24 protein-coding genes are annotated in these 21,705 nt (G+C 74.4%); 19 read left to right on the plus strand and 5 right to left on the minus strand.

The annotated features are described in order from the left end of the window. Window positions 1-82: 82 nt before the first annotated feature. The 8 genes from ACTHM3_RS01135 (at window position 83) to ACTHM3_RS01170 (ending at window position 8,993) form a co-directional block, all read left to right on the plus strand. The gene (locus tag ACTHM3_RS01135; protein ID WP_440404247.1) at window positions 83-1,048 is read left to right on the plus strand and encodes a serine/threonine-protein kinase; all 966 of its coding nucleotides are present in this window, start codon (window positions 83-85) and stop codon (window positions 1,046-1,048) included. Next, window positions 1,045-3,474, plus strand: a complete 2,430-nt coding sequence (locus ACTHM3_RS01140) for a transglycosylase domain-containing protein (RefSeq protein WP_440404248.1) — start codon at window positions 1,045-1,047, stop codon at window positions 3,472-3,474. The genes ACTHM3_RS01135 and ACTHM3_RS01140 overlap by 4 nt, the downstream gene beginning before the upstream one ends. Window positions 3,475-3,561: 87 nt before the next feature. Continuing rightward, window positions 3,562-4,287, plus strand: a complete 726-nt coding sequence (locus ACTHM3_RS01145) for a VIT1/CCC1 transporter family protein (protein ID WP_440404249.1) — start codon at window positions 3,562-3,564, stop codon at window positions 4,285-4,287. 2 nt (window positions 4,288-4,289) lie between these two features. Beyond that, window positions 4,290-4,967: a response regulator transcription factor gene (locus ACTHM3_RS01150; protein ID WP_440404250.1), complete on the plus strand. Its 678-nt coding sequence runs from the start codon at window positions 4,290-4,292 to the stop codon at window positions 4,965-4,967. Further along, window positions 4,964-6,298 (plus strand): ATP-binding protein, encoded by a 1,335-nt coding sequence (locus ACTHM3_RS01155; protein WP_440404251.1) that lies wholly within the window; start codon window positions 4,964-4,966, stop codon window positions 6,296-6,298. Before ACTHM3_RS01150 ends, ACTHM3_RS01155 begins: the two co-directional genes overlap by 4 nt. A gap of 65 nt (window positions 6,299-6,363) precedes the next feature. Then, window positions 6,364-7,776 (plus strand): ferredoxin reductase family protein, encoded by a 1,413-nt coding sequence (locus ACTHM3_RS01160; RefSeq protein ID WP_440404252.1) that lies wholly within the window; start codon window positions 6,364-6,366, stop codon window positions 7,774-7,776. Continuing rightward, entirely contained in the window at window positions 7,773-8,267 is a 495-nt protein-coding gene (locus ACTHM3_RS01165) for an FMN-binding protein (protein ID WP_440404253.1), read from the plus strand. The genes ACTHM3_RS01160 and ACTHM3_RS01165 overlap by 4 nt, the downstream gene beginning before the upstream one ends. Continuing rightward, entirely contained in the window at window positions 8,268-8,993 is a 726-nt protein-coding gene (locus tag ACTHM3_RS01170; RefSeq protein ID WP_440404254.1) for an FAD:protein FMN transferase, read from the plus strand. Between the two features lie 6 nt (window positions 8,994-8,999). Here ACTHM3_RS01170 and ACTHM3_RS01175 read toward each other — a convergent pair whose 3' ends face one another. Beyond that, entirely contained in the window at window positions 9,000-9,599 is a 600-nt protein-coding gene (locus ACTHM3_RS01175) for a cation transporter (RefSeq protein WP_440404255.1), read from the minus strand. Between the two features lie 40 nt (window positions 9,600-9,639). Between ACTHM3_RS01175 and ACTHM3_RS01180 the strand changes: the two genes are divergently transcribed. From ACTHM3_RS01180 to ACTHM3_RS01230, 11 genes are all read left to right on the plus strand, one after another. Further along, window positions 9,640-10,383 carry an ABC transporter permease gene (locus ACTHM3_RS01180; RefSeq protein ID WP_440404256.1) on the plus strand — a complete coding sequence of 248 codons (744 nt, stop codon included), beginning with the start codon at window positions 9,640-9,642 and terminating at the stop codon, window positions 10,381-10,383. A gap of 68 nt (window positions 10,384-10,451) precedes the next feature. Then, complete coding sequence (locus tag ACTHM3_RS01185; protein ID WP_440404257.1) at window positions 10,452-11,069, plus strand: DedA family protein; 618 nt, start codon at window positions 10,452-10,454, stop codon at window positions 11,067-11,069. Then, window positions 11,066-11,839, plus strand: a complete 774-nt coding sequence (locus ACTHM3_RS01190) for a COG4705 family protein (RefSeq protein WP_440404258.1) — start codon at window positions 11,066-11,068, stop codon at window positions 11,837-11,839. The genes ACTHM3_RS01185 and ACTHM3_RS01190 overlap by 4 nt, the downstream gene beginning before the upstream one ends. A gap of 36 nt (window positions 11,840-11,875) precedes the next feature. After that, complete coding sequence (locus ACTHM3_RS01195; protein WP_440404259.1) at window positions 11,876-12,541, plus strand: response regulator transcription factor; 666 nt, start codon at window positions 11,876-11,878, stop codon at window positions 12,539-12,541. Window positions 12,542-12,594: 53 nt separating this feature from the next. Further along, a complete protein-coding gene (locus ACTHM3_RS01200) occupies window positions 12,595-13,524 on the plus strand; it encodes a sensor histidine kinase (RefSeq protein ID WP_440404260.1) in 930 nt (309 codons plus the stop codon). Window positions 13,525-13,583: 59 nt separating this feature from the next. Beyond that, window positions 13,584-14,174, plus strand: coding sequence for a sulfite oxidase-like oxidoreductase (locus tag ACTHM3_RS01205; RefSeq protein ID WP_440404261.1), 591 nt, complete (start codon window positions 13,584-13,586; stop codon window positions 14,172-14,174). After that, complete coding sequence (locus ACTHM3_RS01210; RefSeq protein WP_440404262.1) at window positions 14,171-14,893, plus strand: ferredoxin reductase; 723 nt, start codon at window positions 14,171-14,173, stop codon at window positions 14,891-14,893. Before ACTHM3_RS01205 ends, ACTHM3_RS01210 begins: the two co-directional genes overlap by 4 nt. After that, entirely contained in the window at window positions 14,893-15,135 is a 243-nt protein-coding gene (locus ACTHM3_RS01215; protein WP_440404263.1) for a DUF6510 family protein, read from the plus strand. Before ACTHM3_RS01210 ends, ACTHM3_RS01215 begins: the two co-directional genes overlap by 1 nt. 34 nt (window positions 15,136-15,169) lie before the next feature. Continuing rightward, the gene (locus ACTHM3_RS01220; RefSeq protein ID WP_440404264.1) at window positions 15,170-16,738 is read left to right on the plus strand and encodes a molybdopterin-dependent oxidoreductase; all 1,569 of its coding nucleotides are present in this window, start codon (window positions 15,170-15,172) and stop codon (window positions 16,736-16,738) included. Between the two features lie 37 nt (window positions 16,739-16,775). Then, entirely contained in the window at window positions 16,776-17,765 is a 990-nt protein-coding gene (gene moaA, locus ACTHM3_RS01225) for a GTP 3',8-cyclase MoaA (RefSeq protein ID WP_440404265.1), read from the plus strand. Then, the gene (locus tag ACTHM3_RS01230; RefSeq protein ID WP_440404266.1) at window positions 17,758-17,997 is read left to right on the plus strand and encodes a MoaD/ThiS family protein; all 240 of its coding nucleotides are present in this window, start codon (window positions 17,758-17,760) and stop codon (window positions 17,995-17,997) included. Before moaA ends, ACTHM3_RS01230 begins: the two co-directional genes overlap by 8 nt. Before the next feature lie 7 nt (window positions 17,998-18,004). On the opposite strand, the gene ACTHM3_RS01235 is transcribed toward ACTHM3_RS01230, so the two are convergent. The 4 genes from ACTHM3_RS01235 to ACTHM3_RS01250 are packed head-to-tail and all read right to left on the minus strand — an operon-like array spanning window position 18,005 to window position 21,621. Beyond that, window positions 18,005-18,418, minus strand: coding sequence for a molybdenum cofactor biosynthesis protein MoaE (locus ACTHM3_RS01235; protein WP_440404267.1), 414 nt, complete (start codon window positions 18,416-18,418; stop codon window positions 18,005-18,007). After that, window positions 18,411-19,394 carry a bifunctional molybdenum cofactor biosynthesis protein MoaC/MoaB gene (gene moaCB, locus ACTHM3_RS01240; protein ID WP_440404268.1) on the minus strand — a complete coding sequence of 328 codons (984 nt, stop codon included), beginning with the start codon at window positions 19,392-19,394 and terminating at the stop codon, window positions 18,411-18,413. The genes ACTHM3_RS01235 and moaCB overlap by 8 nt, the downstream gene beginning before the upstream one ends. Next, window positions 19,382-20,560: a molybdopterin molybdotransferase MoeA gene (locus ACTHM3_RS01245; RefSeq protein WP_440404269.1), complete on the minus strand. Its 1,179-nt coding sequence runs from the start codon at window positions 20,558-20,560 to the stop codon at window positions 19,382-19,384. Before ACTHM3_RS01245 ends, moaCB begins: the two co-directional genes overlap by 13 nt. Beyond that, window positions 20,560-21,621 (minus strand): ThiF family adenylyltransferase, encoded by a 1,062-nt coding sequence (locus tag ACTHM3_RS01250; RefSeq protein WP_440404270.1) that lies wholly within the window; start codon window positions 21,619-21,621, stop codon window positions 20,560-20,562. The genes ACTHM3_RS01245 and ACTHM3_RS01250 overlap by 1 nt, the downstream gene beginning before the upstream one ends. Between the last annotated feature and the right edge of the window lie 84 nt (window positions 21,622-21,705).

Raw genomic sequence — 21,705 nt, forward strand, 5'->3', positions numbered from 1 at the left:
AAGGTCCTCACAGCTGCTCATTACCGTGAATCGGACCGGAGGGTCGGCCGATCGGGGATCACGGGCCCCCACCGGTCGGGTGATGAGCGAGGGGAGGACCGACGTGACGCTCTCGTGGTCGGACGCGGGCTCCGCTCCCGTCGCCGATCGCTACCGGCTCGAGTCGCGGCTCGGCAGCGGCGGCATGGCCGACGTCTTCCTCGCCTGGGACGAGCTGCTCGGCCGTCGCGTGGCGGTCAAGATCTTCCGCGACGGCGACTCGGCCGACGACCTCCGCCGTCAAGAGGCCGAGGTGCGACTGCTCGCGGGACTGTCCCACCCGAACCTCGTGACCCTCTTCGACGCCGTGCCGAGCGCCGACGGCCGCGGCGCGCTCGTGCTGGAGTACGTCGACGGGAGCGACCTGCGATCCCTGCTCGACCGGGGCGCGATCCGACCGGATGCGGCCGCGGAGATCGGCCGCCAGATCGCGGCAGCCCTCGCCTACATCCACGATCGCGGCGTGGTGCACCGCGACGTGTCGCCCAGCAACATCCTCCTCACCGGCACCGAGGCGACCGGCGTCTCGGCGAAGCTCACGGACCTCGGCATCGCCCGGCTCGTCGACGACACCCGCATCACGGCGACCGGCGTCGTCATCGGCACGGCCCGCTACATGAGCCCGGAGCAGGCCCGGGGCGAGCGCGTCGGACCGTCGGCCGACGTCTACTCGCTCGGCCTCGTGCTGCTCGAGTGCCTCACCGGCCAGCGCGAGTACCCGGGCACGGCGATGGAGTCGGCGGTCGCGCGCCTCACCCGCGATCCCGACATCCCGCGCTCGCTCGACGGGCGGTGGAGGTCGCTGCTCCGCGCGATGACCGACAGGGCCGCCGAGGCGCGCCCCACCGCGACGGCCGTGATCGCGGAGCTCGGCACCATCCCGACCGCCTGGACCCCGGCTCCCGCCGCGCCCGCGGCGGATGGCGGCGGCCCCGAGGAGACCCTCGCGCTCACCATGCCCCTCACGGCACCGCTCGCGCCGTCCGCCCTCATCGAGCCACCGCGATGAGCGCTGGCCGCGGTCCCGTCCGGGCGCTCGTCGAGGGCCTCGGGGCGGCCGCGGGCCTCATCGGCCTGAGCGCTCTCGCGGGCGCCCTCGTCGCCGTGATGATCGGTCCCACCGTCGCGGTAGCCGGCGTCACCACGAACAGCGCGGTCGGCGCCTTCGACGCGCTCCCCGACTACATCGAGCTCACGCCGCAGTACGAGGCCAACGAGATCCTGGCGAAGAAGGCCGACGGCTCCGACCTCCACATCGCCACGCTCTACGACCAGAACCGCCAGTCGGTGCCGCTGGATCGGATGGGCGACAACGTCCGGGAGGCGGCGATCGCCGGGGAGGACCGCCGCTTCTACGATCACGGCGGCATCGACGTCCCGTCCGTCGCCCGTGCGGCCGTCGGTCAGGCCGCCGGGACCTCGAGCAGCGGCGCCTCGACGATCACGATGCAGCTCGTCCGGCAGCTGCGCCTGCAGGAGGCCGCGAACCGGCCCGGGGTGAGCCCGAAGCAGCGCGCGGCCGACATGCAGGCCGTGATCGCCCCGGACCTCGGCCGCAAGGTCCAGGAGATGAAGCTCGCGATCGGGCTCGAGAAGAAGTATTCCAAGCAGCAGATCCTCGCCGCCTACCTCAACATCGTGGGGATGGGCGGCAACACCTACGGGGTGGAGGCGGCGGCGCACCAGTACTTCAGCGTGTCGGCGGCCGACCTCACCATCGCGCAGGCGGCGAGCATCATCGCGATCGTGCAGAACCCGAGCACGCGCAACCTGAGCACCCCCGCGAACTATGCCGCCAATCAGGAGCGGCGCGACGTGATCCTCGGTTTCATGCGCGACGAGGGCTACATCACCCCCGCCGAGGAGCGAGCGGCGCTCGCCACGAAGGTCGACGCGCGGTACGTCAAGCCGTCGTCGCCCGCGCAGGGCTGCCTGTACGCGACGCCCGGCTACCAGTTCATCTGCGACCTCGTCGACACGAGCGTGCGGAACGGCGAGGTGGCCTCGATCGGCAGCACCCCCAAGGAGGCCCAGGCCCACTGGCGCGAGGGCGGCTACAAGGTCTACGTCTCCATCCAGCCGGCGATGCAGGACGCCGGCAACGCGACGATCAAGGGCATCGCCCCGCCGACCGAGTCGCGCTTCGCGCTCGGCGCCGCAGCCGCGACGGTCCAGCCGGGCACGGGCCGGATCCTCATGGAGGTCCAGAACAAGGACTTCGACAACCGTCCGACCGACACCGCCCTGAGCGCGTACGACCTGGCGCGCACCCGCCCGACGACGGCCATCAACCTCGCGGAGGACGCGGCGCACGGCGGCGGAGGCGGATACCAGCCGGGCTCCAGCTTCAAGCCCTACACGCTCCTCGCCTACCTCGCGGCCGGGCACCACCTCAACGACGTCGTCAACGCGAGCGTCACGCAGTACCAGCAGAGCCGGTTCCTCGCGTCGTGCTCGCCCAACGTCGGCGCCGGCTTCAAGGTCACGAACGACGAGGCGAACGAGGTCGGACCGATGACCGTGACGCAGGGCACCGCCCGGTCGGTCAACACGGTCTTCATGCAGATGGCGCAGCGGATCGACCAGTGCTCGACGAAGGCGATCGCCGAGTCGCTCGGGGTGCACAACTCGCGCGGCGACGCCGCCGACCCGCTGAAGACGCTCCCCGCCTGTGTCATCGGCGCCTGTCAGACGATCGCCCCGATCACCCAGGCGGCGGCGTACGCGGCGATCGCGGCCGGCGGCACGTTCTGCTCGCCGACCATCGTCGACGCGGTCGTCACCCGCGACGGTGCGCGTCTCCCGGGGCAGGACGCGAAATGCGCGGCGTCCCCGCTGCTGACGCCGGAGGTCGTGCACACCGCGGCGTACGCCATGCAGCAGGTGTTCACGAAGGGCGGGACCGCGGTGCTCGCCAATCCCCAGGACGGCACGACGTACATGGGCAAGACGGGCACGACCGACTCGTCGCATCAGACCTGGACCGTCGGCTCCTCGACGGCGGCATCGACCGCGCTCTGGGTCGGCAACATCATCGGGCCGGGCGGCGGCGTCGAGCCGCAGCAGCTGCGCAAGATCTCGGTCGGCGGCACCCTCGCGGCGAGTCTGCGCAACCTGATCTTCCGCGGACTCGCGCGGGCGATCGACGCGCAGCCGGGCTTCGCGGGCGGTGCGTTCCCGTCACCGGATCCCACGCTCGTCGGGCAGCGTCAGGCCCCGCCGAGCAGCGGAGGCGGCTCGGGCGGCGGGGCGACGCCGCCGGCCGGACCCGGCGGCGGGAACGGCAACGGCGGTGGCAACGGGGGCGGTGGTCCGGGTGGCGGCGGTCCGGGTGGCGGGGACCCCGGTGGCGGTGGCCCCGGCGGCGGCGCCCCCGGCGGGGGTGGGGGCGGCCCCGGCCCGACGGGCCCGGGCGGTACCGCACCGACCGGCTGAGCCCTCCGTCGGCGCGCGGCCGAGGATGTGAGACCTCACACTGCTTCGGCTGTCCTTAATCGGCCTCCCGCACGTACTGTCACGATCATGACCACCTCTCCTCCCGTCCACGCCGATGAGCCGCACGCGCGGGGCACCGCCGACCGCCTGAACCGGCTCCGCGCCGGCGTCCTCGGCGCGAACGACGGCATCGTCTCGGTCGCAGCCGTCGTCGTCGGCGTCGCCGGGGCTACGACGTCGCTGCCCGCCATCATCGCCGCCGGATCGGCGGCCCTCGTCGGCGGGGCGATCTCGATGGCGCTCGGCGAGTACGTCTCGGTCAGCAGCTCGCGCGACACCACCCACGCGCTCATCGAGAAGGAGCGCGGCGAGCTCGCCGCGATGCCGGAGCAGGAGCTCGCGGAGCTCACCGAGCTCTACCGCGCGAAGGGCCTGAGCGAAGAGACGGCGCGCACCGTCGCCGAGGAGCTCACGGCGCACGACGCGCTCGCCGCCCACCTCGAGGTCGAGCTCAACATCGATCAGGACGACGTCGCCAACCCGTGGGCCGCCGCGGCGGCCTCGGCCCTCGCCTTCCTGATCGGCGCGATCCTGCCGATGGTCGCGATCCTCCTGCCCCCCGAGGCGGCGCGGATCCCGGTCTGCTTCGCCGCCGTCCTCGTCGCCCTCGTGCTCACCGGCGCGATCAGCGCCCGCATCGGCGGCAGTCGCCCCCTCCGGGCCACCCTCCGCGTGGTGATCGGCGGGGCTCTGGCGCTCGCCGCGACGTTCCTCGTCGGCCGCCTGCTCGGCACGGCGGGTCTCGGGGCCTGATCGTGGCGCGCGTGCTCGTCGTGGAGGACGACCCGACGATGGCGCAGGTCGTCGCGCGGGCGCTCCGCGACGACGGGCACGAGCCGGTGGTCTGCGAGGACGGGATCCGCGCGCTCATCGCGGTCGGCGAGACGGAGTTCGACGCGGCCGCCGTCGACGTGATGCTGCCGGGGGCCAGCGGCTTCGAGGTGTGCCGCCAGATCCGCGCGAGGGAGCTGACCTTCCCGATCCTCATGCTCACGGCCCGCGACGCGATCGACGACCGCGTGAAGGGGCTCGACTCCGGGGCGGACGACTATCTCACCAAGCCGTTCGCGCTGCCCGAGTTCAGCGCCCGCATCCGCGCCCTCCTGCGCCGGCACGGCAGCCGGCCGCGCACGCGTCTCGAGCTCGGCGACGTGGCGCTCGACCTCGCCTCGGGGCGGCTCGAGGTCGCCGGTCACCCGGTCCTGCTGACGATCCGCGAGAACGGCCTGCTGCGCGTGCTGCTCACGAGGGCGCCCGAGGTGGTCACCCGTCCCGAGATCCTCGACGAGGTCTGGGGCACGCGCCACATCGACGCGAACATCGTGGATCAGTACGTGCGCTACGTGCGCCGCAAGCTGGAGGCGGCGCACGCGACCGCCGCGATCGAGACGGTGCGCGGGCAGGGGTACCGCATCGTGGAGAGCACGCCGTGAGCCGTCTCCGGATCCGCACCCGGCTCGTGCTCGGCACCGCGGTCGTCGGAGCGATCGTCGTCGCCGTCGCGCTCATCGTCGCCCGGGTCGAGATCACGCGGCTGCTGTTCGACAGCGCGGTGCAGCTCGCGCAGACCGACCTGGCGCCGTTCGCGGTCGACCTCCAGCGCAACCCGGGCGAGCAGCCGGACTCGGTCTCCAACGGCCTGCTCATCGTGATCCGCGACCCGTCGGGACGCGAGGTGCGCGACACGGCGCCGCACGACGTCCGGCAGGCGCTGCCGAGGACGCCGTCCTCCGTGCCGTTCACCCTCGACGACGACGAGGGGCGGTCCTACGTCGTCGTCGGCCGGGTGGTGCGGACGTCGCAGGGCGACTGGTCGCTCTGGGCCGCCCGCGACGTCTCGAGCAGCCGGTCGGCGGTCGAGGGGATCGACGTCGTCTTCGTGCTCATGGGCATCGGTCTGCTCGCCGTGCTCGTCCTCGCCTCGACCGTCCTCGTGCGGGGCGCGCTGCGCCCGGTGGAGGAGCTGCGCCGTCACGCCGAGACGCTGCAGGACGACGACCTCCTCCCGGTCGGCGGCAACGACGACGAGCTCGCGCGGCTCGCGGCGACGCTCAACGACCTGGTCTCGCGGGTCCGCTCCGCGGCGCGACGCGAGCGCCGGATGGTGTCGGACGCCGCGCACGAGCTCCGGACCCCGCTCGCCGGCCTCGAGGCCGAGCTCGAGCTGACGCGCCGGCACCGCGACGACCCGGCGCAGCTGGCATCCGGACTCGCGTCCGCCGAGCGGTCCGCCCGGCGCCTCGGCGAGCTGGCGACCAACCTGCTCGAGCTGTCGCGGCTCGACGACGCGGATACGGCCGCCGAGAGCGCCGACGGGGAGGCGGTGGCCGCCGAGGCCCTCGACGCCGTCGACCGAGCCCGCACCCTCGTCGCGGACCGCCGAGTGCGCATCGAGGACCGGGTCGCCGTCGCGGCGCCGGGCGCGAGGTACGCGATCGGCGCGATCTCGGTGTCGCGCATCGTCGACAACCTGCTCTCCAACGCCGCCCGCGCGGTGGGCGACGACGGGGTCGTCACGGTCGTCGTCGCCGACGGCGACGGGGAGCTCCTGCTGCGCGTCGAGGACGACGGCCCCGGGGTGCCCGACGACTTCCTGCCCGTCGCCTTCGAGCGCTTCTCGCGGCCCGACGAGGATCGGCGCCGCGAGGGCAGCGGCCTCGGCCTCGCGCTCGTGGCGGCCCTCGCGCGAGCGGCCGGAGGGTCGGTGCGCGCCGAGAACCGGCATCCGGGATTCGCCGTCGAGGTGCGCATCCCGCAGATGTGAAGCCTCTCGTCTCGCGGGCGCTTCGCTCATAGGGATGGCCAAGGCGGCCTGACGACCATGTCGTCATGGCCACCGTGCTCACCGCCCCCGCCCCGTCGGCGCCCCCCGCCGCCCGGGCCGCCGAGCGCGCCGCGCGTCACCGCCGCCGGCTCCGCCGCGCCGACCTCCTGACCGTCGGCGCGTGGCTCAGCGCGTCCCTGGCCGTCGCGATGTACCTCACGCACGGGGTCGCGCTGAACGGAGTGGGCGCCGTTCTGACGGCGGGCGGCATCGTCGCGGGCCTGATCGGCAGCGACCTCGTGCTCGTCATGCTGCTGCTCGCCGCCCGCATCCCGGCGATCGACCGCACCATCGGCCACGACCGCGCGCTCGCGGTGCACCGGCAACTCGGCAAGCCGGCCTTCTACCTGCTGCTCGCCCATGGCGTCCTGCTGACCCTCGGCTACGCCTGGACCGACCGGACGAACATCATCGCGGAGACCACCTCGCTGATCGGGGCGCAGGACATGCCCCTCGCGTACGTCGCGATCGGGCTCTTCGTCGCCGTCATCGTGACGTCCCTCGTCGCCGTGCGCCGGAAGCTGCGGTACGAGGTGTGGCACGTCATCCACCTGCTCTCCTATGCGGCGGTCCTGACCGCGCTCCCGCACCAGTTCAGCCAGGGCACGGTCTTCGCGGCCAGCACGCCCCAGCGCGTCTACTGGATCGCGCTCTACGTCGTCGCGCTCGGTGCCGTCGTGGCGTTCCGGTTCGTCGAGCCGGTGGTGCAGAGCCTGCGCCATCGGGTCGTCGTGGATCGCGTCGAGCGGATCGCGCCCGACGCGGTCTCGATCCACCTCCGCGGCCGCGGTCTCGACCGGCTCGGCGCACAGGGCGGCCAGTTCTTCACCTGGCGCTTCTGGACCGGCCGCACCTGGTGGCACGCGCATCCGCTCTCGCTGTCGTCGGCGCCCACGCAGCGCACGGCGCGCATCACGGTTCGCGAGGCCGGCGACGGCACGCGCCGTCTGGCGGCGGCGCTCCGCCCCGGGACGCCCGTCTCGTTCGAGGGCCCGTACGGCATCTTCACCGACGCCGCGCGCGGGCGGGAGCGCGTGGCCGTGTTCGCGGCGGGTATCGGCGTGACGCCGGCGCGGGCGCTGCTCGAGCGGCTGGACGCCGGCCCCGGCCAGGTGTCGGTCATCGTCCGCGCGACGGATCCCGCGTCGCTGTTCCTCTGGGACGAGGTGCACGACCTGTGCGCGGCCCGGGGATGGAGCGCATGGGTGTCGATCGGCCACCGCGCGACGGCCCGGTCGAGCTGGCTCTCCGCCACCGACGTGCGTCGGGGCGTCTCGATGGCGACCGCCTTCCCGGCGCTCGCCGAATCCGAGGTCTACATCTGCGGTCCCGACGCGTGGTCGGAGGCCGTGGAGCACGAGGCCCACCGCCGCGGAGCGTCCGCGGCCCACATCCATCGGGAGAGGTTCGAGCTGTGAGCGTCCGCGGAACCCTGGGGGGCGTGCTCGCCTCCGTCGCCGTCCTCGTCGTCGGCTGGCAGATCGGCGCCGCGGCGCTCGGTCACCCGACGGCGACGACCGCCACCTCCGGCACCGCGAGCGGCGGCGCGAGCGGGGTCTCGTCCGGCACCGGGACGTCGGGGTCGTCGTCCTCTTCCTCCTCCTCGAGCGCGTCGTCGTCGGGATCGGGCCTCAAGGACGGCAGCTACACCGGCAAGTCGGTGCAGACCCAGTACGGCGAGATCCAGGTCGCCGTCACCGTCTCCGGTGGGAAGATCACCGACGTGACCACCCCGACCCTGCAGGCCTACGACGGCCGGTCGCAGCGCATCAACAGCCAGGCCGCGCCCATGCTCAAGCAGGAGGTGCTGCAGGCGCAGTCCGCGAAGGTCAGCATGATCTCCGGCGCCACCTACACGAGCGAGGGCTACCTCACGTCGCTGCAGTCGGCGCTCGACCAGGCCGCGTAGATGTCCGCGCACGTCTTCACGACCATGGGCACCACGGTGTCGATCCACGCCGACGGCGGGATCGACACGGGGGTGCGCGCCGCGGTCGAGGGCGTGTTCGCCGCGTACGACGAGCGGTTCAGCCTGTACCGGCCGAAGAGCGAGCTCCGCCGGATCGCGGACGGCCGGCTCGGTCTCCCCGAGGCGAGCCCCGAGCTCCTCGACGCCTACGTGCGATCGATCGAGTGGCGGGAGCTCACCCGCGGCGCGTTCACGCCGCACCGCCCCGACGGCGTGATCGACCTCTCCGGGATCGTCAAGGCGCTCGCGATCCGGGACGCCGGCGACGTGCTCGACGGCGCCCTCGCCTCGTGGGCGCTCGGCTGCGGCGGCGACATCCTCGTTCGGCGGGCGACCGGGCATCGCGAGGCGATCGGGATCGCGGACCCCGCCGATCGCACCCGGCTGCTGACGGCCGTCGAGCTCGCGGCACCGCACCGGGCGGTCGCGACCTCGGGTGTCGCGGAGCGCGGCGAGCACGTGTGGGGCCCGCGGCCGGACCTCGATCAGGTCACGGTCGTCGCCGACGACATCGTGACGGCCGACGTCGTCGCGACCGCGATCCTCGCGGGAGGTCGTGCGACGTGCGACGAGCTGACGGCGGCGCTGCCGATCGAGGTGCTCGCCGTCGACCGCGACGGCGGGATCATCGGCACGCCGGGCCTGCGCCTCGCGGTCGACGCCTGACCTCGATCAGGCGCGTGGCGACCGGAGCAGGTGGAGCGCCTCCCGCGCCGCGTAGAAGACGATGACCAGCCCCGCGACGGCGTCGGCCCACCACCAGCCGAGCACGGTGTCGAGCAGCACCCCGAGCAGCACGGCGACCGCGAGGATCCCGTCGACGAGCGTGACCCGGCCCTCGGCGCGGAGCACCGGGTTGTCCAGCTCCCGTCCGGTCCGCGCCTTGAGGCCGGCGAGCGCGAACATCAGGACCGCGGTGACCGCCGTCCAGATGATGCCGCCGACGCTCCCGTCGGGGCGGTGCGCGGTCGCGAGCGCGATCGCGGACTGCACGAGGAGGTAGACCGCGAGCAGCACGAACGCGACCCCGATGGCGCGCTCGGCGATGCGGCGGCGTCGCTCGCCCGATCCCGACAGCTCCCACACCACCACCAGACTCGCGCCGATCTCGATGAGCGAGTCGAGCCCGAATCCGGCGAGCGCGGTCGACGAGCTCCGCAGGGCGAGGGCCGCGAGCACGACGACGCCGACGACGTTCCAGCCCAGGGTGATGAACTCGAGCACGAAGCCGGTGGTGCGGAGCCGGCGCGCGCGGTCGGTTGTCAGGGTCACGACGTCATTCTCCCGGGGGCCGCTGATCTAGTCTCGCGGCGTGGATGTCGCGACGCTGGTGCGGACGCTCGTCGGGGTGGTCGTGCTGATGGTCGTGACCCTCGGCGTGCTGATCGCCACGCGGTCGCCGCACCCGTGGGCCCCGCTGCTGGCCATCCTCCGCGGCCTCGTGCAGCTGGCGCTGCTGAGCGTCATCCTGTCGGGCGTCATCACCGACCCGCGCTGGGTCGCGCTCGCGCTCCTCGTCATGTTCGGGGTGGCGGTGTCGGTCTCGGCCCGGCGCCTCGGGGGGAGAGCGCGGCTCGGACCGGTGGGCGTCGCCATGGGCGCGGGTGTCCTCGTGGCGCTCGGGGTGGTCTTCGCGACGGGCTCGCTCGACCTCACCGCCCGCTACGCCCTCGCGATCGGCGGGATCGTGATCGGCAACGCCATGAGCATCGCCACGATCTCGGGCCGCCGCCTGCTCGAACTGGCCGACGACGGCTGGGACGAGATCGAGGGGTGGTTCGCTCTCGGCGCGACACCGCGTGAGGCGACGCGGCGGATCGCGCGCGACGCGGTCTACGGCGCGCTCATCCCCACCGTCGATCAGACGAAGACCACCGGGCTGGTCACGCTGCCTGGTGCCTTCGTGGGGGCCATCTTCGGCGGCGTCTCGCCGCTGGAGGCGGGGCGGTTCCAGATCGTGGTGCTGGCGGCGATCATGTGCGCCGGGGCGATCACGGCGGCGGTGCTGGTGGCGTTCCTGCGGCCGCTCCGCATGCGGCCGGTGCGCCCGCGGTAGACCCGTCGCGACGGGCGTCTGCGAGGAATCTTGGCGGCGGATCTGAACGCGTCGTCGAGGGTCGATGCGTGAGTTTCACCTCCCTCCTCGTGTCGATCGGTCCGATCGCCCTCGTCGCCATCGGGGCGATGGTCTTCGTCGAGAACGGTCTGCTGTTCCCGTTCCTGCCGGGCGACAGCCTCGTGTTCGCGGCGGCGCTGATCGCGGCCCCGCTCCACGTGCCGTGGTTCGCGGTCATCGCGATCGCGGCCGTCGCCGCCGTGCTGGGTGCGGAGCTGGGCTTCGCGATCGGCCGCCGCTTCGGGCGCCGGCTCTTCCGGCCGGATGCGCGGCTGTTCAAGACGCGCTACCTCGAGGAGGCCGATCGGTTCTTCGCCCGCTGGGGGCGCGGCGCGATCGTGCTCGCCCGTTTCGTGCCGATCGTCCGGACCTACATCTCGCCCGCGATCGGGGCCTCCACGGTTCCGCACGGGCTCTTCTCGGTCTGGAACGCCGTCGGCGCCGTCGTCTGGGCGGCCCTCCTCGGCGCCGCCGGCTACTTCCTCGGCTCGATCCCCTGGGTCGCCGGCAACGTCGAGTGGATCACGCTGGGCATCGTCGTCGTCTCGGTCGCCCCGATCCTGATCACCGCCCTGGTCCGCCGCGCGCGCTCACGGGCGGCCGTCTCGGCGGCGTCCCGATCGTGATCCGCGCGTCCGACCGTCTCCTCCGCGTCCCGGAGCTCACCGCACTGTTCTGGGTCGTGAAGCTCCTGACCACCGGGGTCGGCGAGACCGCCTCCGACTTCCTGGTGAAGACGCTCGACCCGGTGCCGGTGGTCCTCGCGGCGGCCGTCGTCTTCGTCGCCTGCTTCCTCGTCCAGTTCACGGCCCGGCGGTACGTGCCGTGGCGCTACTGGCTGTTCGTCAGCATGGTCGCCGTGTTCGGGACGATGGTCGCGGACGTGACCCACATCGTGATCGGCGTGCCCTACCTCGTCTCGACCACCGCCTTCGCGGCCGCGCTCGTCGTGGTGTTCGTGCTCTGGCGCCGGGTCGAGGGGACGATCTCGGTGCACTCGATCACCACCGGACGGCGGGAGCTGTTCTACTGGGCCACCGTCCTCGCGACCTTCGCCCTCGGGACGGCCCTCGGCGATCTCACGGCCACGACGTTCCGACTCGGCTACCTCGGATCGGGGATCGTCTTCGCCGTCCTGTTCGCGATCCCGGGAGTCGCCTACCGCCTGCACCTGCCGGCCACCGCCGCGTTCTGGTGGGCCTACGTCCTCACCCGGCCCCTGGGCGCATCGTTCGCGGACTGGCTCGCGGTCGACCGCGCGCGCGGTGGGCTCGCGCTCGGAACCCCCGTCATCAGCGGCATCGGGGCGGTGCTCATCGTGGTCGGGATCGCGTGGATGCAGGTCCGGTACCGCCGGAGCGCGCCGGCTCTCCGGGCGTCGGTGGCGGAGTCCTAGACCGACACGCACCAGGATGTGCGCAGGGAGGCCCTCATGACCGACACGCGACCACGGCTCCTCCTGGTCGAGGACGACGGCGAGCTCGGCCCGCTCCTGCGCGACGTCCTCGAGGAGGTCTACGCCGTCACGCTCCGCTCCGACGCGCGGACCGGCTTCGAGACGGCGCGGGACGAGCCGTTCGACGCGCTCGTCATCGACCGTCGGCTCCCGGGGGCGGACGGCGTCGACGTCGTGGAGTCCCTCCGCGCCCGGGGTGTCACGACCCCCGTGCTGATGCTCACGGCGCTCGGCGCGGTCCCCGACAAGGTGCGCGGCCTCGACGCGGGCGCGAACGACTACCTCGTGAAGCCGTTCGAGTTCGACGAGCTGTTCGCCCGCCTCCGCTCGATCCGCCGGGTGCTCTCGGGGGAGGGGGCGATGCTCCGCATCGGCGCCTGGGAGTTCTTCCCCGAGAGCCGCAGCGTCTACTCCCCGTACGACGGCCGCCGGATCCTCACCGGGCGCGAGAACGAGCTCCTGCGGCTCTTCGCGACCCATCCGCAGCGCACCTTCACGCGCGAGCAGATCCTGCGCGCCGTGTTCGACGCGGGCGACCTGCCCGGCAACGTCGACACCTACGTGCACTACGTGCGGCGGAAGACCGACCCCGACATCATCACGACCGTGCGCGGGCAGGGCTACCGCCTGGGGCAGCTGTGAGGCGGCCGTCGCCGGACCCGGACGAGCGGGCGGTCCGCCGGGCGTCGCGCAGCGTGGGGTGGCAGATCACCCTGGCGGCGACGATTCTGGTCGCCGGCGTGGTGGTCGCGGCGTTCGCGTTCGTCCTCGACCACATCGAGCCCGCCCGTCTGCTCAGCCACCGGGAGGCGACGATCGACATCGGCGGGCTCGACCTCATCGAGGCCGCGGTCGTCATCGGCGCGATCGCCGTGATCCTCGCCGCGGTGCTGAGCCGGTTCGCGACCCGACGGGCCGTCCGGCCGCTCGGCGACGCGTTGCGTTCGCAGCGCGCCTTCGTCGCGAACGCGAGCCACGAGCTCCGCACCCCTCTGGCGGTGCTCGACGCGCGACTGCAGAAGCTCCAGCGCGGGCTGCCGGAGGGCGATCCGTCGGCGACCGTCGTCGTCGAGCTGAGGCGCGACACGGCGACCCTGGTCCGGATCGTCAACGACCTCCTCGATGCCGCCGAGCAGGGTCCGGTCGCGGCGGATCCGGTGCCGCTCGTGCCGACGGTGGCGCTCGCCGTCGAGTCCCTCCGGCTGCTCGCGGCGGATCGGGGGATCGAGATCTCGCTGACGAGCACCGGCGATCCCGTCGTCGAGATGCCCAGCGCCACGGTCCACCGCTGCGTCGTCGCCCTGGTGGACAACGCTCTCAAGTTCTCGTCCGACGGCTCTCTCGTCGAGGTGGACGTCCACGTCGAGGGGGCCGCCGCGGTGCTCTCGGTCCGTGACCACGGCCCCGGCATCCGGGGAATCGATCCGGCCGCGGTGTTCGAGCGCTTCGCCCGCGGCACCGAGGCGGGGGCGCGCCCCGGATTCGGGATCGGGCTCGCCCTCGTCCGCGACGGCGTCGAGCGCGCGGGCGGCTCGGTCGCGGTCGCCGAGACCGGCCCGGACGGCACCCGCATCGTCGTCCGTCTGCCCCGCGCCGACGGCCGGCGGCGCCGACGGCGCAGCTGAGCGGCCGCCGGGTGCCGCCCGCCGTCGACACCGTCCCGCGCTCGCGCTACGGTCGGCGCATGGCGATCGTGACCCGCGGATTCACCGGCCGCCGCCGGGATGCCGACCCCCACCTCCCGCCCGGCCAGACCCTGGTGGGCGACTGGCCGGTGCTGTCGGCCGGCCCGACCCCCGAGATCGACACGGAGGACTGGCGGCTCCGCGTCGTGACCGAGACCGCGGAGCACACCTGGAGCTGGGACGAGCTGCTCGCCCTCGGCGTCGAGGACGTCACGGTCGACATCCACTGCGTGACCCACTGGTCGAAGCTCGGGATGGCGTGGCGCGGCGTGCCGCTCGATGCGGTCTTCGCCGAGGTCGAGACGACGCGGGACTTCGTGATGGCCCACAGCTACGGCGGGTACACGACCAACGTTCCGCTCGACGAGCTGCTGGACGGGCAGGCGTGGATCGCGGTCGAGGCCGACGGCGAGCCGCTGGAGCCCGAGCACGGCGGCCCGGCCCGCCTGCTGGTGCCGCACCTGTACTTCTGGAAGAGCGCGAAGTGGATCCACGGCCTCCGGATGATGGAGGACGACGAGCCCGGGTTCTGGGAGCAGAACGGCTACCACCTGCACGGCGACCCCTGGACGGAGGAGCGCTACTCGTGACGGCGGCCTGGCGCGTCGGCACCGTCGTCGACGCGCGGCCGGAGACCGCGACGGCGCGTCGGCTCGTGATCGAGGTCCCGGACTGGCCCGGGAACGACGCGGGGCAGCACCTCGACGTCCGGCTGACCGCGCCGGACGGGTACCAGGCCACGCGGTCCTACTCGATCGCCTCGGCCGGCCCGGGATCCCGCATCGAGCTCGCGGTCGACCGGGTGCCGGACGGGGAGGTGTCGCCGTACCTGGTCGACGACGTCCTCCCCGGTGATCAGCTCGAGGTGCACGGTCCGCTCGGCGGCTACTTCGTCTGGCGGCCCGGCGACCCGCGGCCCGTGCAGCTCGTCGGCGGCGGGTCGGGCGTGGTCCCGCTCGTCGCGATGGCGCGCGCCCACGCGACGGCGGGCGACGGCGCCCCGTTCCGGCTGCTCTACTCCGTGCGGACCCCGGACGACGTGTTCTACCGCGACGAGCTCGCCGCGGCAGCTGCGGCCTCGCCGCTGCGGGTCGACTACGTCTATACGCGGCGCGCCCTGAGCGTCGACGAGGCCGCGCCCGGCCGACTGACCCGGGAGCGCCTGGAGGCCGTGGCCGTCCCGGCGGAGGAGCGGCCGCGGGTCTTCGTCTGCGGACCGACCGGGTTCGTCGAGCAGGTCGCCGCGTGGCTGCAGGAGCTCGGCCACGCCGCCGGCGACATCCGCACCGAGCGATTCGGAGGCAGCTGATGACCGACCTCGACGGCAATGCGCTCGCGGGCGTGCTCGGCGATCTGCTCGCCGGTGACCCGACGACGATGCGGGCGGAGTGCGCGGGCTGCGGCGCGGAGAGCGTGATCGCGGAGCTCGTGGTGACGCTCGACGACCGCGGCGGCGTCGCCCGGTGCCCGCACTGCACGGTGGTGATGCTCGACATCCGGGAGTCGCGCCTCGACGTGCGCGGGATCCGGGCGCTCCGCCCCTCCGCCTGAGCGACCGCACGGCTCCGCGGCATATCCTCCGGAGGTGCCGTCCGCGTCCGCCCGCCGTCAGCTGAGCGGCGCCGTCGCCGGCGTGGTCTCCGCCGGAGCCGCGGTGGGGGCGGGACAGCTCGTCGCCGCTCTCGTCGCGCCGACGGCGGGACCGGTGGTGGCCGTGGGCTCGGCCCTCGTCGACCTCGCGCCCGGCTGGGCGAAGCACCTCGTCATCGACGTGTTCGGCACGGGCGACAAGCCCGCTCTGCTCATCGCGGTCGGCGTCGTCGTCGCCGCGCTCTCGGTGCTCGCGGGCGTGCTCGAGGTCCGGCGGCCGCCCGTCGGCACGATCGTCGTCGCCGCGCTCGGGCTGATCGCCGTGGTCGCGGCGCTCACCCGGCACGCGGCCGGGCCGCTGGACGCGGCGCCTGCGGTGGTGTCGGCGATCGTCGTCATCGGTCTGCTGCGCACCCTCGTCGTCGCCATCCCGCGGGCCGAGACCGGCCGGGAGCCCGGTGAGGAGTCGGGCGAGGAGCGCCGCGAAGGGCCCGCCGCCCTCACCGGTCCCACGCGCCGCGGCTTCCTCCTGCGCGCCGCGGGCATCGCGGTGCTCGGCGCGGCGGCCGGCGTCGGCGGCCTCGTCCTCACCGCGGGGAGCCGCACGGTCGTCGCGGCCCGGGCGGCGCTGCGTCTGCCGCGGCCTGCCACCGCGCTCCCGGCGCCTCCCGCCGAGGCCGACCTCCGCATCCGGGGACTGGCGCCCGTCGTCACACCGAACTCCGCGTTCTACCGCATCGACACGGCCCTGCAGATCCCGCAGATCGACCCCGCCCGATGGACGCTCCGCATCACGGGCATGGTGCGACGCGAGATCACGGTCAGCTGGGCCGAGCTGCTGGCGCTGCCGCTCGAGGAGAGCGACACCACGCTCGTCTGCGTGTCGAACGAGGTCGGCGGCGACCTGATCGGCAACGCGCGCTGGCTCGGGTATCCGATCCGGCACCTGCTCGCACGCGCCCAGCCGTCCCCGGACGCCGACATGGTGCTCTCGACCAGCCAGGACGGCTTCACGGCCGGGACTCCGCTCGAGGCCCTGACCGACCCCGACCGCGCCGCGATCCTCGCCGTGGGCATGAACGGGGAACCCCTGCCGCTCGAGCACGGCTTCCCGGTCCGGATGGTCGTGCCGGGTCTGTACGGGTACGTGTCCGCGACGAAGTGGGTCGTGAAGCTGGAGGTCACCCGGTTCGACCGCGCGACGGCCTACTGGACCGGTCAGGGATGGGCCGAGCGCGGGCCGGTCAAGCTGGAGTCGCGCATCGACGTGGCGCGCCCCGACGGCGACGGGTACCTCGCCGCCGGGGTGGCCTGGCACCAGCACGTCGGGGTCGAGGCCGTCGAGGTCCGGGTCGACGACGGGCCCTGGCTGCCGGCCGAGCTGGCGACGGCGATCTCCGCCGACACCTGGGTGCAGTGGCGGCTGCGCTGGCGCCCGGAGCCCGGGGATCACGTGCTCGCGGTCCGGGCGATCGGCGCCGACGGCGAGGTGCAGACCGCGGCGATCGCCGACGTGCTGCCGGACGGCGCGACCGGCTACGACACCCGGCGGATCCGGGTCTGAGCCGGCCGGGCGCCGGCTCCGAACGTAGGGTGTGGGGATGGGCGGGCTGAGCGACCGGTTCGGGCGCATCGCGCGCGATCTGCGGATCTCGCTCACCACGGCGTGCTCGCTGCGCTGCACCTACTGCATGCCGGCGGAGGGCCTGCCCGTCATCCCGCGCGACGAGCTGCTGAGCGCGAGCGAGGTCGCCCGGCTCGTCGGGATCGCCGTGCACCGCCTCGGCCTCACCGAGGTGCGCTTCACGGGCGGGGAGCCCCTCACCCGCGGGGACCTGGTGGAGGTGGTCCGGCGGAGCGCCGAGGCCGCGCCGGGCATCCCGCTCGCGCTCACGACGAACGGCATCGGGCTCGACCGCCGCGCGGCCGCGCTCGTCGACGCCGGGCTCACCCGCGTGAACGTGTCGCTCGACACGATCGACCGCGAGCACTTCGCCGCGCTCTCCCGCCGCGACCGCCTGCCCGCGGTGCTCGCCGGGATCGACGCCGCGCTCGCCGCCGGGCTCACCCCGGTCAAGGTCAACGCGGTCCTCATGCGCGAGACGCTCGACGACGCGCCGGAGCTGCTCGCGTGGGCGCTCGATCGCGACGTCCGGCTCCGCTTCATCGAGCAGATGCCGCTCGACGCCGACGGGGTCTGGACCGTCGACGCGATGGTCCCGGCCCAGGAGCTCCTCGACGTGCTCGGCACCCGGTTCGCACTGGAGCCCGCCGGTCGCGACGACCCGGGCGCGCCCGCCGAGCTCTGGCGGGTCGACGGCGGCCCCGGCACCGTGGGCGTCATCGCCTCCATGACCCGGAGCTTCTGCGCGGCCTGCGACCGCACGCGGGTGACCGCCGAGGGCACCGTCCGCTCTTGTTTGTTCGCCGACGACGAGACCGACCTGCGCGGCCTGCTGCGCTCCGGCGGCAGCGACGACGAGCTCGAGGCGGCGTGGCGGCGCGCCATGTGGGGCAAGCCCCGCGGCCACGGCGTCGACGACCCCGGCTACCGCCGCCCGGTCCGCACGATGGGGGCGATCGGTGGCTGAGGTCCTCGTGCGCTACTTCGCGGCGGCCGCCGACGCGGCCGGACGCGCGGAGGAGCCGATCACCGCCGCGACCGCGGGGGAGCTGCGGGACGAGCTCGTCCGGCGCTACGGCGACGTCATGGCGCACGTGCTCGACCGCGGGTCGCTGCTCGTGGACGGGGTGGTCACCCGGGATCGCGACGTCGCCCTCGACGCCCGCGTCGACGTCCTCCCGCCGTTCGCGGGCGGATGAGCCGCGGCTAGAGCCCGACCCACTCCGTCGCACCGTCGGCGAGCAGCTGCCGCTTCCAGATCGGCGCCCCCGACTTGATCGCGTCGACGAGCTCCGCGCAGGTCGCGAACGCCTCCGCGCGATGGGCGGCGGCGACGACCGCGACGAGCGCCACGTCGCCGACGACGAGGTGCCCGATCCGGTGCGCGGCGGCGACGCGGAGGCCGCTCCCGCTCGCGACGCGCGCGCAGATGTCGCGGAGGAAGCGCTCCGCGTCCGGGTGCGCCGAGTAGTCGAGCGCGGTGACCGCCGAGCCGTGGTCGTGGTCGCGGATGACGCCCTCGAAGACGACGACGGCGCCGTCCGCGTCGGTCGCGGCGAACGCCTCGAGCTCGGCCCGGTCGATCGGCCCGTCGACGAGCCGGGCGAGCGATTCAGCCATGGTCGCCGCCCTCCACCTGATCGAGGAGGTGCGGCAGCAGCTCCGCGAGCACCCCGAGCCCGTCGCGGACGCCGCCGCGGGAGCCGGGCAGGTTCACGACCACCGTGCGCCCGGCGAGCCCCGCGGTGGCGCGGGAGAGGTCGGCGGTCGGGACCGACGTGCGCCCGGCCGCCCGGATCGCCTCGGCCACGCCGGGCAGCTCCCGATCGACGACGGCGCGCGTGGACTCCGGGGTGCGGTCGGTCGGCGACGGCCCCGTCCCGCCCGTCGTGAGGATCACGGCCGGGCGCCGGGCGACGGCGGCCCGGAGCGCGGCGAGGACGTCGGCGTCGGGGGTGACGACGACCTCCGCCCGGAGCCCGCGCTCCGCGAGCCAGTCGGCGATCAGGGGGCCCGTCGCGTCCTCGCGCTCGCCCGAGGCCGCCCGGGTGGACGCGACGACGACGATCGCGGCGCCGGCGTCCACGGCCGCCGATCGGTCGCTCTTGCCGCCCGTCTTCGACACCAGCCGGATGCCGCCGAGCACGCAGTCCGGGTCGACCGCCTTGACCATGTCGTGCAGGGCGAGCCCGGCCACCGCGACGGCGGTGAGCGCCTCCATCTCGACGCCGGTCCGCGCGGTCACCGCGACCTCGGCGCGGATCCGCACCGATGCGTCCTCGAGCGCGAGGTCGACGACGACCTGGTCCAACGGCAGCAGGTGGGCGAGCGGGATGAGCTCGCTCGTGCGCTTGGCGCCGCCGATGCCGGCGATCCGCGCGGTCGCCAGCACGTCGCCCTTCGGCATCCGGCCGTCGCGGATGAGCGCGATCACCTCGGCCGTGGTCTCGAGCACGCCCTCCGCGACCGCGACGCGGCGCGTGACGGGCTTCGCGCCGACGTCGACCATCCGGGCGCGGCCCTCGTCATCGAGGTGCGTCAGCCGACTCGCCGATTCCGGGCCGCTCGCCGATTCCCGGCCGCTCACAAATCCCATGTCTCCACACTCTCACCGGCGCGCACCGCGGTCGTCTCCTCCGGGATCACGATCAGGACGTCGGAGGCCGCGAGCGCGGCGACCAGGTGCGAGCCCGGGCCGGCCACCGTCTCCACCGCGCCGTCGTCGCGGCGGCGCCCGCGCAGGTACTGCCGCCGGCCCGCGACGGACACGAGGTCGTGGGCGAGCGGCGCCGGCCCCCGTCGCGGCGCGGGGATCCCGGCGATCTCGCGGAGGGTCGGCGCCAGCAGGATCTCGAAGCTCAGCTGGCTGGACACCGGGTTGCCGGGGAAGCAGACCACGGGCACGCCCGCCCATGCGCCGAGCGCCTGCGGCCCGCCCGGCTGCATCGCGAGCACGTCGACGACGGCCCCGCGCGGCTCGAGCACCTCGCGCACGACCTCGTAGTCGCCCATCGAGATGCCGCCGCTCGTCACGATCAGCTCGGCGCCGGCCGCGACGGCGGCGTCGAGCAGCGCGACGAGGTCGTCCGGGGCGTCGGCGACGCGGCCGCGGTGCGCCACCTCGGCGCCGGCGGCGCGGGCGGCGGCCTCGAGGGCGACGCCGTTGGCGTCGGGGATCCGGCCCGGGCCGAGCTCGGCGCCCGGCTCGACGAGCTCGCTGCCGGTGCTGACGACGGCGATCCGGACCCGGGTGAGGACGTCGACCTCCGCGAGCCCCGCGGCGGCGAGCGCGGCGAGGTGGCGCGAACCCAGTCGGGTCGACGCCGGGAGGATCGCGGCGCCGGCCGGCAGGTCCGACCCGCGTTCGCGGATGTAGCGGCCGGCCTGCGCGGCGGGGAGGTCCGCCCGGTCGCCCGCGACGTGCGCCTCCTCGACCGGGATCACGGCGTCCGCACCCCCGGGGACGGGGGCGCCCGTCATGATGCGGGCGACGGTGCCCGGCGCGAGGGCCGCGGGGGTGCCGGGGGCGGCGGGGATCGCGTCGGCGATCGGCAGCTCGCCCGGCAGCTCGGCGGCGCGGGCCGCGAATCCGTCCATCTGCGAATTGCGGAACGGCGGCAGATCGATCGGGGACGCGACGGCCGCGGCGGTCACCCGGCCGAGCGCGTCCGCGAGGGGGAGGAGCTCGGAGCCGCGGCGGCGCAGCGGCGCGAGGGCGGCGGCGACCCGTGCCGCGTGGACCTCGACCGGCGTCCGGGCCATCAGCGGCCGCTCCGGCGCAGGGCGTCGACGCCGCCCGCGAGCTGGCGCGCCCGGAATCCGCCGGCCCGGAGCAGCTCGACGGCCCGCCGCGACCGGATGCCGCGCTGGCACGCCACCACGATCGGGCGCTCCGGGCTCAGCTCGCCGGCGCGCCGCTCCAGCTCGCCGAGGGGGATCAGCACCGAGCCGGCCAGCGGCGCGTCGACCGCCTCCTCCGGCTCGCGCACGTCGAGCAGGAGCGCACCGTCGCGCACCAGGACCGCCTCGAGCTGCGCCGGATCGACGTCGTCCCCGCCGTCGCCGGCGGCGGCCTCGTGTCGCACCGCCGCGGTCGGGCGTGCGCCTGCACGGCGGTAGACGACCTCCCGGATCGACCCGGTGCGCGCGTCGTACATCTGCGCCCGCCCGACGAGCGGGTCGCCGAGACCGGAGAGCAGCTTGAGCGCCTCCGTCGCCATGAGGCCGCCGATCACTGCGCACACCGTGGGCAGCACGCCGACGATCTCGCAGCTGAGATCGTCGGCCGGATCCTCGTGCGGGTAGAGGTCGCGATAGCCGATGCCCGCCGCCTCCGAGGAGACCCCGACCTGACCGGCCCACCCGAGCGCGGACCCCCACACGAGCGGGATCCCCGCCTCGGCCGCCGCGTCGTCGGCCAGGTAGCGGGTGGCGGAGGTGTCGCTCCCGTCGACCAGCAGGTCGGCACCGTCGAGCAGATCCGCCGCGCCGGCGGCGTCGAACCGCCCCACGAAGACGCGCACCTCGGCCTCCGGGGCGAGCAGCGCCAGGGACGCGGCGGCCGACTCCGCCTTCGACCGGCCGACGTCGGCGACGCCGTGGATCGTCTGACGATGGAGGTTGGAGGCCTCCACGAGGTCGTCGTCGACGATCGTGATCCGGCCGACGCCCGCCGCCGCGAGCGCGGGGAGGACCGCGCTGCCGAGCCCGCCGGCACCGATGACGACCACGTGCGCGGCGGCCAGGCGCGCCTGCGCCGTGTCGCCGAATCCGGTCAGCGTCCGCTGACGCAGGAATCGGGGGGACTGCGGGTCGACCGGCACGCACTCGATTCTTCCGCGCGGACCCGGAACGCGCTCGCCGCATCCACGGATAAAGTGAGCTGGAAGCGCCGCGGACGCGGCAGG

Source organism: Pseudolysinimonas sp., from assembly GCF_051954455.1.
In the GTDB taxonomy this organism is placed as follows: domain Bacteria; phylum Actinomycetota; class Actinomycetes; order Actinomycetales; family Microbacteriaceae; genus Pseudolysinimonas.